The sequence below is a fragment of the Bacteroidota bacterium genome, assembly GCA_036522515.1.
In the GTDB taxonomy this organism is placed as follows: domain Bacteria; phylum Bacteroidota; class Ignavibacteria; order UBA10030; family SZUA-254; genus VBOC01.
In genome coordinates this window covers 27,609-40,793 of the sequence record DATDFQ010000054.1, presented here as the reverse complement: position 1 = coordinate 40,793, position 13,185 = coordinate 27,609, and the positions used below count along the sequence as shown (strand labels likewise).

Below are 13,185 nucleotides of genomic sequence, written 5' to 3'. Positions count from 1 at the left end.
GGTCCGGATGATTGATGTAACTCAGGAGCAGAATATTATCTACGGTCTGCCGGAGACTGCCGATATCGAAGAGATGGCGGAGTTGTTGGCGGACGTCTTCAGCCGGTACGAGCCTCCGGCGGTCGCTGCCGGTTTGTCTATCACGACGGTGCGTGAGATAGTCAATTTGTACGGCCGACGGGCCGCAGGCGACGGGCTCACGATCGTAGCGAGGGATCGATCGACCGGCAAGCTCATCGGGGCGATGCTGACGGATGATTTCGCCGGCCCTCCCCCGGAGAACTCAGACACGCTGCCCGAGAGCTTTGCGCCGGTTGCGGCGCTGCTTGACGGGCTCGACCAGCAGTACCGGAGGATACATCCGGCAGATCCCGGACAGGTGCTTCACCTTTTCATGTTGGGCGTCGCCCCCGATTTCGGAGGCAGAGGAATCGCGAGAACGCTCGTTCGACTGACTCTCGCCAACGGCAAGAAGGAAGGCTACGAACGGGCGATCACAGAAGCTACCGGCAACGTATCTCAGCATGTTTTTCGAGCTCTCGGCTTCGTCGAGCGTTTCCATATCCCGTACAAGGAGTTCACTTTTCGCGGCAAGCGCCCCTTCGAATCGATCGTCGGGCACAAATCAATCATGCTCATGGAGCGGAGCCTCAACGCGCTTTAACCGGGTTACTCAAAAAGCAGGATATCTCGCTATGAAAATAGTCCCACTGGCCCTTTTCTTCACCCTTGCCGCAATTTCCCTCACCATCGCACAACCCGATCCGCCCGAGCTTGCTTCATGGCTGAGGAATACCACGGGGTTGACCGGTTACAACAATCTCCCGGCGAACGTCCAGCTCGTCCGGTATTCGGCAAACAGCGTCTACGTCAGCAGTTCCGATATCCCGGGATACTCGATCGGCCCCTGGCCGGGCGATCCCAATATTCCCGCCAACCAGAATTTTGTGTTCAAGATTCCGAGGAACCCGTCGGTCAATAACGGGACAAAAACGCCGACTCCCCTCGGAACCATCGCCGCGTGGGTCAACGGGGTTGCAACCTTTAACGCGCTCGACGCCATGTCGTACCAGAATCAGAATATCTGGCATCAGAACGCTGTCTTCGTCGAAGCGTCCAGTTTTGACGCCTGTCTGGGACACCCCGCGCCCGGAGGCGTCTACCATCATCACCAGAATCCCCGGTGTCTTTATGCGGCAGACTCGTCCCAACATTCGCCGTTGCTTGGTTACGCGTTCGATGGATATCCCATGTACGGCCCCTACGGCTTCGCGAACGCCGACGGTTCGGGCGGAATCAAACGGATGGAGAGCGGCTACCGGTTGAGGAGTATCACGCAACGAACCACTCTGCCCGACGGGACGGTTCTCTCACCCTCCCAGTACGGTCCGAATGTTTCGGGCGGCTTTCCCCTGGGTTATTATGTGGAAGACTTTGAATATGTGGAGGGGCTCGGCACGCTTGACCGCTATAACGGCCGGTGGACTGTCACACCGGAGTATCCCGACAGTATCTATGCCTATTTCGTGACGATCGATTCAAGCGGCAATTCGGCATATCCCTATGCCATCGGTCCGGGCTATTATGGCGTCGTCGAGATGGCGAATATCACATCACACGGACATGTCGCGGTCACGGAATCGGTCATGACCTATAATCCGGTCACGGCGGTAAGAGTAGGGGGGTCGGGTGTGCTGCCCAGCCGGATCGGACTGTACCAGAATTATCCGAATCCCTTCAATCCCTCGACTACGATCCGGTATGAGTTGGCCCGGGGCGGAGAAGTATCTTTGAGAGTCTATGACCTGTTTGGACGGGAGGTTGTTATATTGGTGGACGGCGTGAAACCGGCGGGGACGTACGAAGTCAATTTTGACGCGGGAGCCTGGCCGGGCGGAGTTTATTTCTACCGGCTTCAGGCCGGTCGATCCGGCCTGGTGAAGAAACTCGTGCTGTTGAAATAGCGCCAATCACAAAGGAGGTACGTATGAAGAATCTCATTCTTGGATCGGCTCTGCTTGCACTAACCGTCCTCGCGGGCGGCTGTTTTCCGGGGGGCGGATCGCACTCCCCCTTCGAGCCGGCTGGATTTTTCTCGGGGGTCTGGCATGGTTGGATCGCCCCGTTGTCACTGATCGTGGGTATTTTCAATCACGACATCAGAATCTACGAGCCGTTTAACACCGGCTGGTGGTACGACTTTGGATTCTACATGGCCGTGATTGCGGGTTTCGGCGGACTGGCGTTTTCGAGGAAGAAGAAAAAGAAGGATATGGGTTCATAGATCATGCTCACAGAAGGGAAAGCCCCGGTTCGAACCCTGAAAACAATCCAGGAGGAACGTTAACATGTCGCGTCTGAAATTTGGACTCATCGCCGGCGTTCTCTTCGGGCTCGTCGACATCCTTCCGATGCTCTTCATGGAATTCCCGGATAAGATTGTCGCGATCTCCGGAGCGTTCGCCAGCCGGTTTGCCATCGGATTCTTGATACCGCAGACCAGGCTTCCGGGCCCCGGGTGGATCAACGGACTGATTATCGGATTGTTGATCAGCATCCCGGATGCGCTCGTAACGGGGAAGTTCCTGCCGATACTCGGCTCCGGGGTTATAGGCGGAGTCTTCATCGGCTATCTGGCGGGCAAGAAAACTTCGTGAGCCGGTCTCTCTTGAAACACCGGAGAATCCTTCGGGGATTGCTCTTTCTTGGAATACTCTACCTCCTGTTACTGATACCGTCCCCTTCCCCGACCGTGCCGCCTGTCGAGCAGTCGGGATCCTCGCGCCAGTTTATCTGGAACCAGGACGCACGATGGGATTCGCTGGAGGCGAGCTATGCGGCGGCGCGAAAAGCGGGGTGCGCTGCCGAGCGACCTCTGCTCGAGACCAGCCGGCGGAGTCTCGAGACCCTCCTGACCCGGATCGAATCGGACTCCCTCACTCCCGACTCGCCACAACTCTCGCAGCTGGAAAGCGGGTTCTTTTCCCTCGCCCCGCTTGTGGGAGCCTGTCCCGAGAGCGTGCCGGCGTACCTCACGCTCGCTTCGCGCCTCCGCACGGTGCTCAAACACAAGTCGGAGCATTGGAATCTCGACGACAGGTCCACGCGCGAAACAATCTACCGCCTCCTCTACGGGGCGCGAAGCGCCGTGGAGGAGGTTATTCTGCAGACGCCGCCCGGAGATCACCCGCCCGCTCTTCTGGAGGGAACCGACGAACCGTCGGTGACTCCTTCCGCAACCCTGCTCGGGGTAACGATTCACAGCGGCGACATTCTTGTCTCGCGGGGTGGGGCCCCGACGTCCGCGCTCATCGCGCGCGGGAACGATTTCCCCGGCAATTTTTCCCACATCGCCCTCGTTCATATCGATTCCGGGTCGGGGAAAGTCTCGATCATCGAATCACACATCGAGAGAGGAGTGGTTATCTCCACACCGGAGGAGTACCTGCATGACACCAAACTGCGCGTGATGGTGCTGCGCCTCCGGTCGGACCTCCCGGCGACCATCAGCGATCCCCTCATTCCCCACCGCTCGTCCTCGTTCATGCTCCGGCGGGTGCTCGAGCGGCACATCGCATACGACTTCTCCATGGACTACGCCGACTCTACCCGCCTCTTCTGCTCAGAAGTCGCATCATCCGCGTATGCGGCCTTCGGCGTGCGTCTCTGGATGGGAATCTCACACCTCTCCACTCCCGGTGTCCGCTCCTGGCTGGGGGATTTCGGCGTGGACCATTTCGAGACGCAGGAACCGTCGGACCTCGAATACGATCCGCAGCTGCGTGTCGTGGCGGAGTGGCGCGACCCGGAGACTCTCCGGAAGGACCACATCGACAACGCAGTGACCGACGCCATGCTCGAAGGGGCCGAGCGGGGCGACCGGCTCGCGTACAATCCCTTTCTGCTTCCCCCTTCCCGCTTCATGAAGGCCTATAGCGCGATCCTCAATCTGTTTGGAATCGTCGCGCCGGTGCCGGAGGGAATGTCGGCGACGACGGTGTTATATCACAAGTTCTATTCGGAACGGCACGGTGCCGGCGTCGCAGCGGTCTCGAAGGACGCTGAACGGTTCCGGGCTGAGCGGGGATTCGAGCCTCCGTACTGGGAAATGCTGAAGATGGCGCGCCGTGCACTTGCGACCACACCGGGCTGAATGAGCCCATCGAACGATCAGATGGGTGCCGCCGGGATGCCGGCCGGCCTGTTCCGGAGCAGCCTGATGATCCCGCTCCTCATCGCCACGGCACAACTCGCCGGTCAGGTGATATTCCACAGCAATTACGGCTATTTCAGGGACGAGCTCTATTATATCGCCTGCAGCGATCACCTGGCGTTCGGGTACGTAGACCAACCCCCTTTGTCGATCGCAATTCTCAAAGTGAGCAGGTTCCTTTCAGGCGATTCCCTCCAGGCGATTCGTTTCCTTCCCTCTCTTGCAGGCGCGGGGGTTGTCGTCCTTGCCTCGCTGATGGCGCGCAGCCTCGGCGGAGGCAGATTCGCGCAGGGGTTCGCGGCTCTTGGCGTCGCGGCGGCTCACAGTCTCATGGGCACCGGCCGTTATTACTCGATGAACGCATTCGACGTCCTCTTCTGGGCGGCTGCCGGATATGTGGTGATCCGAATTCTCGCCGATGAGAGCCCGAAGTTATGGATCCTTTTCGGCGCCCTCGTCGGGCTCGGTCTTTTGAATAAGTATTCGATCGGATTCCTCTGCATCGGGCTCTTCGCGGGCCTCCTGCTGACCTCCCGGCGGAGACACCTCGCTTCGGGACGGTTCTGGCTGGGCGCGGGCGTCGCTGCGTTCATCTTCCTCCCGCACATTATTTGGGAAATCGCGCATGATTTTCCCTCGGTGGAGTTCATGCGCAATGCGAGCCAGGAAAAGAATGTCAGCCTGAGCGTCCTCGATTTTGTTTCGGGCCAGATCCGGGATATCAACTTGTTCAATTTGCCGGTCTGGTTGTGCGGGATATACTTCTTCTACGCCTATCGCGAGGGGCGTTTCCGCTCCCTGGCATGGATGTATGCGACCGTCTTCCTTGTGATGGTCCTGGCAAAGGCGAAGGTCTACTATCTCGCTCCAATCTACCCCATATTGCTTGCCGGGGGAGCCGTATTTCTCGAAAGCTTTTTCGAGAAGAGGGGATGGAAAAGGATCAAGCTTGTCTATCCCTTCTTACTGGTGGCATCGGCGATTGCTTTTTTACCCTTTGCGCTGCCGGTCCTTCCGGTGGATCAGTTCGTCAGGTATCAGCATGCGCTCGGTCTGACTCCCCATGCAGAAGAACGGTCTTCGGTCGGCGAACTTCCCCAACACTACGCCGACGAGTTCGGTTGGGAGGAGATGACGGCAACGGTCGCGGGGGTCTTCAAGAAATTAACCCCTGAAGAACAGTCGGCTTGTGTCATTTATGTCCGCAATTACGGGGAGGCGGGTGCGATCGACTTTTTCGGCGGGAAGTACGGCCTTCCCAACGCCCTCTGCGGCCACAACAATTATTGGCTGTGGGGGCCCGGCGAACGAACGGGAGATATTGCGATTATTGTCGGCGGCAGCAGGGACCTCCAGGAGAATTTCGCCGATTTGAATCGCGTGTACGAGCATGTGGAATTAGCAGGCACCACCAACGCGCGGTATGCGATGCCGTACGAGATCGGCAAGCAGATCTTTATTTGTAAGGGAATGAAAACGACGTTTCAGAAGATCTGGCCCGGGGAGCGGTTTTACATCTGATCCGGATTGGCGCGGGATCCGGGAAGGGTTTTTACTTTGAGGGATTGCCGCCGGAGCGGGGAAGACCGGCCGCCGAAAACAGCCCCCGAATCTGATCGCGGGCGGACTCACTCAGAGCCACCAACGGTGGCCGCACCCATCCCCCTTCGTATCCTGCGAGAGTCGCCGCGTACTTGAGTCCGGGCACGCCGTGCTCAACCGTCACAGCCTTGTTCAGAGCCAGTAATTGTTCATACAGGACTTTGGCTTTTTCGGTTTCGCCTGATTCATAATATTTCTGAACCGTCGCGCACTCTCCACCCGCGAAGTTTGCCAGCGCAAGAATCCCCGCGCGGACTCCGAGCTCCAGAGCCGGGTGCCACGCCGATGCGGTCCCCACAATGAGGTTGAACGTCTCCGGAACCGCGACCTTGAGGGCGGCAAGACGGGGGACATCCCCGGAACTGTCTTTCATCCCGGCGATATTGGGGTGCGCGCTCAAGGCGATTACCGCTTCGACCGAGATGCTGAGGTGGGTGCAGGCCGGCATGTTGTAGATCAGGACCGGAATCCGGGAGGAATCCGCAATCGTCCTGTAATGCTGGATGAACACCTCGTCCGTCATCCTGCTGCCATAAAAGAAGGGGGTGAGAATGAGCGCCGCATGCGCTCCGATCTCGGCCGCCTTGTTCGTCAGCCGGATCGTTTCCCGCGTCGATTCAAGCCCGGTCCCCGCGAAGATCGTCCTCCCGCGCGAGGCGTATTGCAGAGTGAGCTCGATGAGTTTCAGCTTCTCCGTTTCCTTCAGATAGGGCGTCTCGCTGTTCGATCCGAGGACGAGGTAGCCGGACAGGTCGATCTTGTTCCACCTGTCGATATTCCGCTTATGGGCATTGTAGTCCACATCTCCCGCCTCCGTGAAGGGGGTGAGCAGGGGCGGATAGACGCCATGGATGTCCGGAATTGCCATCACCTGAATGTACGAGAAAGCCGAGCGAAGTTCAAAGAACCGGGGCGTGGAGGTGGTGACTGAATCTCAACCGCCCAACCAAAAGACCGCAGCCTAAAGGCTGCGGCTACCGTAGGGGCGACGCATGCGTCGCCCGGAATGATCGTGATACCAGAAACGCCGGGCGGGGCATGCCCCCCGGCTCGTCATCCCGATATGTTTTAGGTCGGGATCTTATAAAAGAGTTGAAAGATGCTGACCAGGAGCATGTCAGCATGACGAGGTGGAGGGAATGATGACTATACATATGCACCACTAAAACGCGGGCGATGTTGCTCAGTTGATACTCGCACGGTTTTCTCCTATATTTGGCACCGGCCCAGAATGGATTTCAATGGAAGCCACCTCCAACCCGAGAGTCAAAATCTGTTGCATCTCAGATCTGCAGGAAGCATGGCTCGCGATCCGCTCCGGCGCATCTGCCCTGGGCCTGGTCTCCGACATGCCGAGCGGCCCGGGGATCATTTCCGAGCGAATGATAGCGGAGATCGCTGCCGCGGTCCCGCCCGGCGTCTCGTCGTTCCTCCTCACCAGCGAGCGCGATGCAGGCAGGATCATCGCTCAAGTAAAGCGCGCGCGGGTAAATACCGTTCAGATTTGCGACAGGCTTGACTCGGGTTCCTACGGCGACATACGCGAGGCGCTGCCCGGCGTTTCCATCGTGCAGGTCATCCATGTCGCGGGCGAGGGGTCGATCGCCGAGGCGGTCTCTCTGGGTTCGCAGGCAGACGCGGTTCTGCTCGATTCAGGAAACCCGGCTTTAAGGGTGAAGGAACTGGGCGGCACCGGCCGGACGCACGATTGGAGTGTCAGCAGGAAAATACGCGAGCAGCTCGAAATTCCGGTGTTCCTGGCGGGGGGCCTCACCCCCGAGAATGTTCATTCGGCCATCCGGGAAGTCGGCCCGTTCGGAGTCGATGTCTGCAGTGGAGTCAGGACCGGCGGACGCCTCGACGATATGAAACTGGGCGCATTTTTCAGCAACATCAGAAGAACATGAAACAACCTATGAAAAAACCGGCTGTCGCGGCGATGCTCACACTTATGACCCTGCTGCTCTGCCGGCCCGCCATTCCCGCGGAACGGAAACTCTTGCTTCGGCTGAGCCTGGGAAAGACGGAGTACCTTAGCGGCGAACCTGTTTTTGCAACGCTCTCGCTGATCAACACCCGCGCAACCCCTGTCAACATCCGCCGGCTTTATATGCCCTTTGGCTATCTCCGGCTCGTCTTGAAAGACTCAAAAGGAGCGACTCTTCCCCTCCTCTTTGAGAGCTCGACCGTGCGCGATTCGGCGCGATCGGTGCGGGTGGAACCCGAGGATAGCTCGTCTGTCGTCATCGACCTCCTCCCGCTCTACGGGAAGGGCGAGCGGAAGCTGAGGAAGCTCCACACGAAAACTTTTCTGAGCCCCGGGTCGTACACCGTGCGCGCGACCTTTCAGACCGGCCTGGGGAGGGCTGAATCCCGGACAGTCTCCTTCTCCGTCGGGAAGCCCCAGGGATCCGAAGCGACGGTCCATGAGCTCCTTGGGCGGGCCGCCACACTTGAGCTCGACCAGCAACAGGTCGCGGCCGCGGCCTCCCTGGATTCCATCATCAAAAATTATCCGATGAGCGCCTATCACGTCGCGGCTTTCCTTCAGAAGATTTATCTCTACGAGCTGGACGAGAAACCAGAGGGGCAGAAGGTTGCCTGCGGCACGGTTCTCGCTCTCATCGACGCCCACCCCGAAAGCGAGGCCACGATCCCCGCGCTGAGCTATTACATGATTCATTCGGATATCATCGGACAAACACCGGCGGATATCCGGGAAACTCTCAAGACGATCCTTCAGGAACATCCCGATACCAGGATCGCAAAGCAGGCGTACAAGGTCCTGAAACTCTATCACGCGGACGAGCGTTAGAGTGATAGAGCCGCCTCCAGGAGGCCGGTTATTTGACATTACTGAGGATATTCGGTAGATTTCGACCCGGAAAAAGGCCCTGTTTCACGCTAATTTACACAATCCAATCACACTCATAGAAGGAGGATCGTCATGATCAGACGAATCTCGGCAGTATTATTCGCGGTGCTCCTTGCGGTGGCATTCTCCACCCTCTCGTTCGCACAGGATACCACCAAGGCGGCTCCTGCAAAGGAAGAGCCGGCCAAGGTCGCCCCGATGAAGGAGGGCAAGTCGGAGATGATGAAATCCGACAAAGCGATGGCGGGAGCGATGTATACCGGTAATTGCGAGGCCACCTGTGGATTCATGGTCAAGAGCCACGACAAAAAGGAAGCGGCCGATATTATCATGCGGCATGCCATGAAGATGCACAAGAAGAAAGTCACCGAGAAGGAAGCAATGGACATGCTCAAGTCCGAAGAAGCCCCGCCTGCCAAGGAATAACGACCCTTCTTCAGCTCAATGAGGTTTGTACATCCCGACCGTGCAGTACCGGTCGGGATTTTTTTTAGCCGGAGATCCTTCGCTCCGCTCAGGATGACAAAGAGGAACTCCGGATGACATATGCTCTTCTCACTTGAAGGAACCACTATGATCCAGGCTCGTACGCTCAGCGTCATAATACTCCTCTCCCTTGCGCTCCATCAGGCAATCGCCCAGCCGGTACCCGCTGCGGCGAACATCGATAAGGCCGAACTTGCGCAGCAGGTCCGCACCGAATTCCTCGCCTGCTGGAACGCGTACAAAGAGTATGCGTGGGGACACGACGAGCTTAAACCGCTGAGCAAGGGGTTTTACGATTGGGATACGACCGTCTCCGTCTACATGACTCCCGTCGACGCGATGGACGCCCTGACCATACTCGGATTCACCGATGAAGCCGCGAAGGCGCGCGAGTTCGTCGCCCGGAACCTCTCCTTCGACCATGACATCTATGTCAAGAACTTTGAAATAACGATCCGGCTCCTCGGGGGCCTCCTCACCAATTACCAGCTCTCGGGAGACAAGCGCCTGCTGGATCTGGCAGGCGACCTGGGGGAGCGCCTGCTGCCCGTATTCAATTCGCAGACGGGGATGCCCTACACCTACGTAAATCTCAAGACTGGCGCAGTGCGCGGCCCCGAAACCAACCCGGCGGAAATCGGCACACTTCTCATCGAATTCGGCACGCTGAGCAAGCTGACGGGGAAGCCCGTCTACTACGACAAGGCGAAGCGGGCGCTCGTCGAACTCTATAAGCGCCGCTCGCCGATCGGCCTGGTCGGATCGGTGATCAACGTCGAAACGGGTGCCTGGATCGACTCGACAAGCCATATCAGCGGCGGGATCGACTCCTACTATGAATACCTGCTCAAGTGCTGGCGCCTCTTCGACGACAAGGAATGCGGCGAGATGTGGCAAACGAGCGTCGACGCGGTCAACAAGTACCTCGCGCACGACACCACGACCGGATTCTGGTATTCGCAGGCGAATATGTTCACCGGCCGGCGCACCGGAACCCATTACGGAGCCCTCGACGCGTTCCTCCCTGCGGTTCTCGCGCTCTCGGGCGACCTCGACCGCGCGCGGCGCCTGCAGGAATCTTCGTACAAGATGTGGAATGCGTTCGGGATCGAACCGGAGGAAATCGATTACACCACGATGAAGGTGACGCAGGGCGCCTATCCCCTGCGGCCCGAGATCATCGAGTCGGCATACTATCTCTATTATTATACGAACGATTCACGCTACCTCGAGATGGGCCGCACGTTCCTCGACAGCCTCAAGCACTATTGCAAGACCGACGCCGGGTACGCCGGGCTGACCGATGTCCGGACGAAGGAGAAAAAGGACAAGATGGAGAGTTTCTTTCTCGCGGAAACTCTGAAGTATCTCTATCTCCTCTTCGCTCCGCGCGAAACGCTCGACCTCAACGCATCGGTTTTCAACACCGAAGCCCACCCGGTGCGGAGAACCTGGTAGCGGCGCAGGAAAGGCGGGAGGCAACAAAACGTCCTGACCTGCGTACCATAGGCACACACTTCCCAGGTCCTTCATGCTCGAGATTCAGGGAGTTACCAAACGATTCCGGTCCGGCGTCGTCGCCGTCGCGGACCTCTCGCTGACGCTCCAACGGGGCGTTCTCGGCCTCCTCGGGCCGAATGGCGCCGGAAAGACCACCTTGATGCAGATGATCGCGACGATCACCCGGCCCACTTCGGGGTCGATCCTATACCGCTCCGAGGACATCACCCGCAAGCCCGACGCGATCCGTGCGCGTCTCGGATACCTGCCCCAGGATTTCGGAGTCTACGAGAACCTGACGGCAGTGGAGTTCCTCACCTATATCGCCGCTCTGAAAGGGGTCCACAGCCGGAAGCGGGTGATGGAAATGCTGGAACTCGTGAACCTTCACACCGAATCCCACCGGCTCGCGGGCACGTTCTCCGGCGGAATGCGGCAGCGCCTCGGGATCGCGCAGGCGCTTGTCAACGAACCCGAGATCGTGATCGTGGACGAGCCCACGGCCGGGCTCGACCCCGAAGAACGCGTCCGTTTCCGCAACATCCTTTCGGACATCGGCGTGGGGAAGCTGGTGCTCCTCTCCACGCACATCGTATCCGATGTCGAGGCGGTCGCGACCCACATCGCGGTGATGAACCACGGGCGGCTGGTGGCCTCGGCGACACCCGAAGAACTCCTCCGCTCCGCGGCCGGCAGGGTGTGGGAGGCAATCGTGCCGTCGGAAGAATTTGACGCGGTCCGGGCGCGGTTCAAGACCTCCCGCGCCGTGCGGCGCCCCGACGGCGTCCATGTGCGGATCGTTCACGGGGAACGCCCCGTTTCGGGCGCCGCCCCGGTCGAGCCCGATCTCGAAGAGTCCTTTATCTACGCGGTCAACGCGCCCGGAGGATCGGACCGGTGAACGGGCCCGCCCGGCAGGTCGGGGCGATCGTTCGCACCGACATCCTTTTCCGTTTTCGCCGCACCGCCGCGGTCGTCACGATGCTCGTCATCGCGGCCTCGGTCTATTTCATCGTTCCGGATACGGGCACCGGACGCACGCTGATGCAAATCAGCGGACGCCGGGTGTTATATAATTCGGCGGCGGTTGCGCTCGGCACCGGGATGTTCTGCGGCCTCATCCTGAGCATGCTCGGATACTACCTGATCGGCAACTCGTTCCGGAGAGACATCGTTTCCCGGACGGGGTTCGTCGTCGCTTCCACCCCCGTCACGAACGCGCGTTATCTCCTCGGGAAGTTTTGCGGAAACGTGTTGTATCTTGCCTCCGTCATGACGGCCTGCATGCTCAGCGCGATGGTCATGTTCCTCATCCGGGGGGAGGGCTGGCTTCAGCCCTTCGTATTCCTGGGGACCTACGCATGGATCGCCCTCCCGGGAATCGCCTTTTGTTCGGCTGTTTCCCTCGCATTCGAGTCGCTCCCCTTTCTCTCGGGCAGAGCCGGCGACGTGCTCTACTTTTTCCTCTGGGCAGCGTTCCTCGGTTTTCCGGCGGCGATGTTCGAGAGCAACGGGGGCGCGCAATGGCTCGCCGCTTTCGATATCACGGGTATCGTTCCGGTCATCGGCCAGATGCAGGACCAGTTCCACACGACCTCGATGTCCATCGGTTCGTCCACGTTCGACGCGTCGCTGCCCCCCGTCCTCTATCCGGGTTTGAACTGGGGGTGGGGGATGATCGGGATGAGGTGTTCCACGCTCATCCTTCCGGGCGCGCTCGTCGGCCTGGCGAGCCTCTGGTTCCACCGATTCGACCCTGCGAGGATCAAGTTGTCGATCCGCCACTCCCGCAGAAACGTCCTGGCGAGAATCAACGCCCTGTTGAAGCCTGTGACGCGATCCCTGCAACCTCTCGCGTCGCTCCTCCAGAGAAGGGGAAACGGAACGTCGTTCCTGAACGCGGTCGGGGCGGACGTTCTGGCCACGCTGCTCCTCTCGCCCCTCACAGCCGTGGGGATCGCGGTCTTCTCAGTTCTCTCGCTCGCGCTGGACGCATCCTCGATGCAAGGCGGGCTGCTTCCTGCGTTGATCGTCGTTCTCATACTCGCGCTCGCCGACCTTACCCCCCGGGACGGGGCATCGGGGATGCTGAGCCTCCTCTATACGGCGCCCGGATTGAGGACCCGCTATGTCCTCTGGAAATTTGTCTCGGCGCTCATCATCACCCTGCTGTTCGCCCTGATTCCCATCCTGAGGCTCTCCTTCTCCAACCCCTCCGCCGCGCTATCGCTCGCGGTCGGCTCCGGTTTTATCGCCGGAGGGGCGGTGGGGCTCGGAGTCCTGGCAAGGAGTCAAAAACCCTTCATCGCATTTTTTCTGATGCTCCTCTATATATCTCTCAACGCCCCGGAAGCTCCGGTGTTCAATTTTGCGGGCTTTTCCGGGCACACCGATCCGGGGGTTCAGCTCGGGTACGCGCTCGCTACGGCCCTACTCCTGTTTGCCGGTTATGCGAGGCATAAGGCAGCCCTCAAAAAGCTCTAGCGGCCGCCGCCTCATACAATCTTTT

At 59.2% G+C, this 13,185-nt stretch carries 13 protein-coding genes; 12 read left to right on the top strand and 1 reads right to left on the bottom strand.

The window, feature by feature from the left end; genetic code table 11:
- Nucleotides 1-7: 7 nt before the first annotated feature.
- The 6 genes from VI215_10140 to VI215_10115 all read left to right on the top strand — a co-directional run bounded on the left by VI215_10140 (nucleotide 8) and on the right by VI215_10115 (nucleotide 5,734).
- Entirely contained in the window at nucleotides 8-664 is a 657-nt protein-coding gene (locus VI215_10140) for a GNAT family N-acetyltransferase (protein ID HEY6192667.1), read from the top strand.
- Nucleotides 665-695: 31 nt separating this feature from the next.
- Nucleotides 696-1,964 carry a YHYH protein gene (locus VI215_10135; protein HEY6192666.1) on the top strand — a complete coding sequence of 423 codons (1,269 nt, stop codon included), beginning with the start codon at nucleotides 696-698 and terminating at the stop codon, nucleotides 1,962-1,964.
- A 23-nt stretch (nucleotides 1,965-1,987) separates the two neighbouring features.
- The gene (locus VI215_10130; GenBank protein ID HEY6192665.1) at nucleotides 1,988-2,284 is read left to right on the top strand and encodes a hypothetical protein; all 297 of its coding nucleotides are present in this window, start codon (nucleotides 1,988-1,990) and stop codon (nucleotides 2,282-2,284) included.
- A gap of 64 nt (nucleotides 2,285-2,348) precedes the next feature.
- Nucleotides 2,349-2,657 (top strand): hypothetical protein, encoded by a 309-nt coding sequence (locus VI215_10125; GenBank protein HEY6192664.1) that lies wholly within the window; start codon nucleotides 2,349-2,351, stop codon nucleotides 2,655-2,657.
- Complete coding sequence (locus tag VI215_10120; GenBank protein ID HEY6192663.1) at nucleotides 2,654-4,153, top strand: YiiX/YebB-like N1pC/P60 family cysteine hydrolase; 1,500 nt, start codon at nucleotides 2,654-2,656, stop codon at nucleotides 4,151-4,153. The genes VI215_10125 and VI215_10120 overlap by 4 nt, the downstream gene beginning before the upstream one ends.
- Nucleotides 4,154-5,734: a glycosyltransferase family 39 protein gene (locus VI215_10115; GenBank protein ID HEY6192662.1), complete on the top strand. Its 1,581-nt coding sequence runs from the start codon at nucleotides 4,154-4,156 to the stop codon at nucleotides 5,732-5,734.
- A 31-nt stretch (nucleotides 5,735-5,765) separates the two neighbouring features.
- Here VI215_10115 and VI215_10110 read toward each other — a convergent pair whose 3' ends face one another.
- Complete coding sequence (locus VI215_10110; GenBank protein HEY6192661.1) at nucleotides 5,766-6,683, bottom strand: dihydrodipicolinate synthase family protein; 918 nt, start codon at nucleotides 6,681-6,683, stop codon at nucleotides 5,766-5,768.
- 373 nt (nucleotides 6,684-7,056) lie between these two features.
- Between VI215_10110 and VI215_10105 the strand changes: the two genes are divergently transcribed.
- The 6 genes from VI215_10105 (at nucleotide 7,057) to VI215_10080 (ending at nucleotide 13,160) form a co-directional block, all read left to right on the top strand.
- Nucleotides 7,057-7,722, top strand: a complete 666-nt coding sequence (locus tag VI215_10105) for a phosphoribosylanthranilate isomerase (GenBank protein HEY6192660.1) — start codon at nucleotides 7,057-7,059, stop codon at nucleotides 7,720-7,722.
- Nucleotides 7,723-7,730: 8 nt separating this feature from the next.
- The gene (locus VI215_10100; GenBank protein HEY6192659.1) at nucleotides 7,731-8,630 is read left to right on the top strand and encodes a hypothetical protein; all 900 of its coding nucleotides are present in this window, start codon (nucleotides 7,731-7,733) and stop codon (nucleotides 8,628-8,630) included.
- 132 nt (nucleotides 8,631-8,762) lie between these two features.
- The gene (locus VI215_10095) at nucleotides 8,763-9,116 is read left to right on the top strand and encodes a hypothetical protein (GenBank protein ID HEY6192658.1); all 354 of its coding nucleotides are present in this window, start codon (nucleotides 8,763-8,765) and stop codon (nucleotides 9,114-9,116) included.
- A gap of 147 nt (nucleotides 9,117-9,263) precedes the next feature.
- Nucleotides 9,264-10,634 (top strand): glycoside hydrolase family 47 protein, encoded by a 1,371-nt coding sequence (locus VI215_10090; GenBank protein ID HEY6192657.1) that lies wholly within the window; start codon nucleotides 9,264-9,266, stop codon nucleotides 10,632-10,634.
- Nucleotides 10,635-10,707: 73 nt separating this feature from the next.
- On the top strand, nucleotides 10,708-11,577 hold the full coding sequence (locus tag VI215_10085; GenBank protein ID HEY6192656.1) for an ABC transporter ATP-binding protein: 870 nt from the start codon (nucleotides 10,708-10,710) through the stop codon (nucleotides 11,575-11,577).
- Entirely contained in the window at nucleotides 11,574-13,160 is a 1,587-nt protein-coding gene (locus VI215_10080; protein HEY6192655.1) for a hypothetical protein, read from the top strand. Before VI215_10085 ends, VI215_10080 begins: the two co-directional genes overlap by 4 nt.
- The last annotated feature ends 25 nt before the right edge of the window (nucleotides 13,161-13,185 follow it).

Excerpts from the sequence above, each read along its gene's own strand:
- VI215_10140 (HEY6192667.1), top strand. The coding sequence starts at position 8 with ATGATTGATGTAACTCAGGAGCAGAATATTATCTACGGTCTGCCGGAG.
- VI215_10135 (HEY6192666.1), top strand. The coding sequence starts at position 696 with ATGAAAATAGTCCCACTGGCCCTTTTCTTCACCCTTGCCGCAATTTCC.
- VI215_10130 (HEY6192665.1), top strand. The coding sequence starts at position 1,988 with ATGAAGAATCTCATTCTTGGATCGGCTCTGCTTGCACTAACCGTCCTC.
- VI215_10125 (HEY6192664.1), top strand. The coding sequence starts at position 2,349 with ATGTCGCGTCTGAAATTTGGACTCATCGCCGGCGTTCTCTTCGGGCTC.
- VI215_10115 (HEY6192662.1), top strand. The coding sequence starts at position 4,154 with ATGAGCCCATCGAACGATCAGATGGGTGCCGCCGGGATGCCGGCCGGC.
- VI215_10110 (HEY6192661.1), bottom strand. The coding sequence starts at position 6,683 with ATGGCAATTCCGGACATCCATGGCGTCTATCCGCCCCTGCTCACCCCC.
- VI215_10105 (HEY6192660.1), top strand. The coding sequence starts at position 7,057 with ATGGAAGCCACCTCCAACCCGAGAGTCAAAATCTGTTGCATCTCAGAT.
- VI215_10100 (HEY6192659.1), top strand. The coding sequence starts at position 7,731 with ATGAAAAAACCGGCTGTCGCGGCGATGCTCACACTTATGACCCTGCTG.
- VI215_10095 (HEY6192658.1), top strand. The coding sequence starts at position 8,763 with ATGATCAGACGAATCTCGGCAGTATTATTCGCGGTGCTCCTTGCGGTG.
- VI215_10090 (HEY6192657.1), top strand. The coding sequence starts at position 9,264 with ATGATCCAGGCTCGTACGCTCAGCGTCATAATACTCCTCTCCCTTGCG.
- VI215_10085 (HEY6192656.1), top strand. The coding sequence starts at position 10,708 with ATGCTCGAGATTCAGGGAGTTACCAAACGATTCCGGTCCGGCGTCGTC.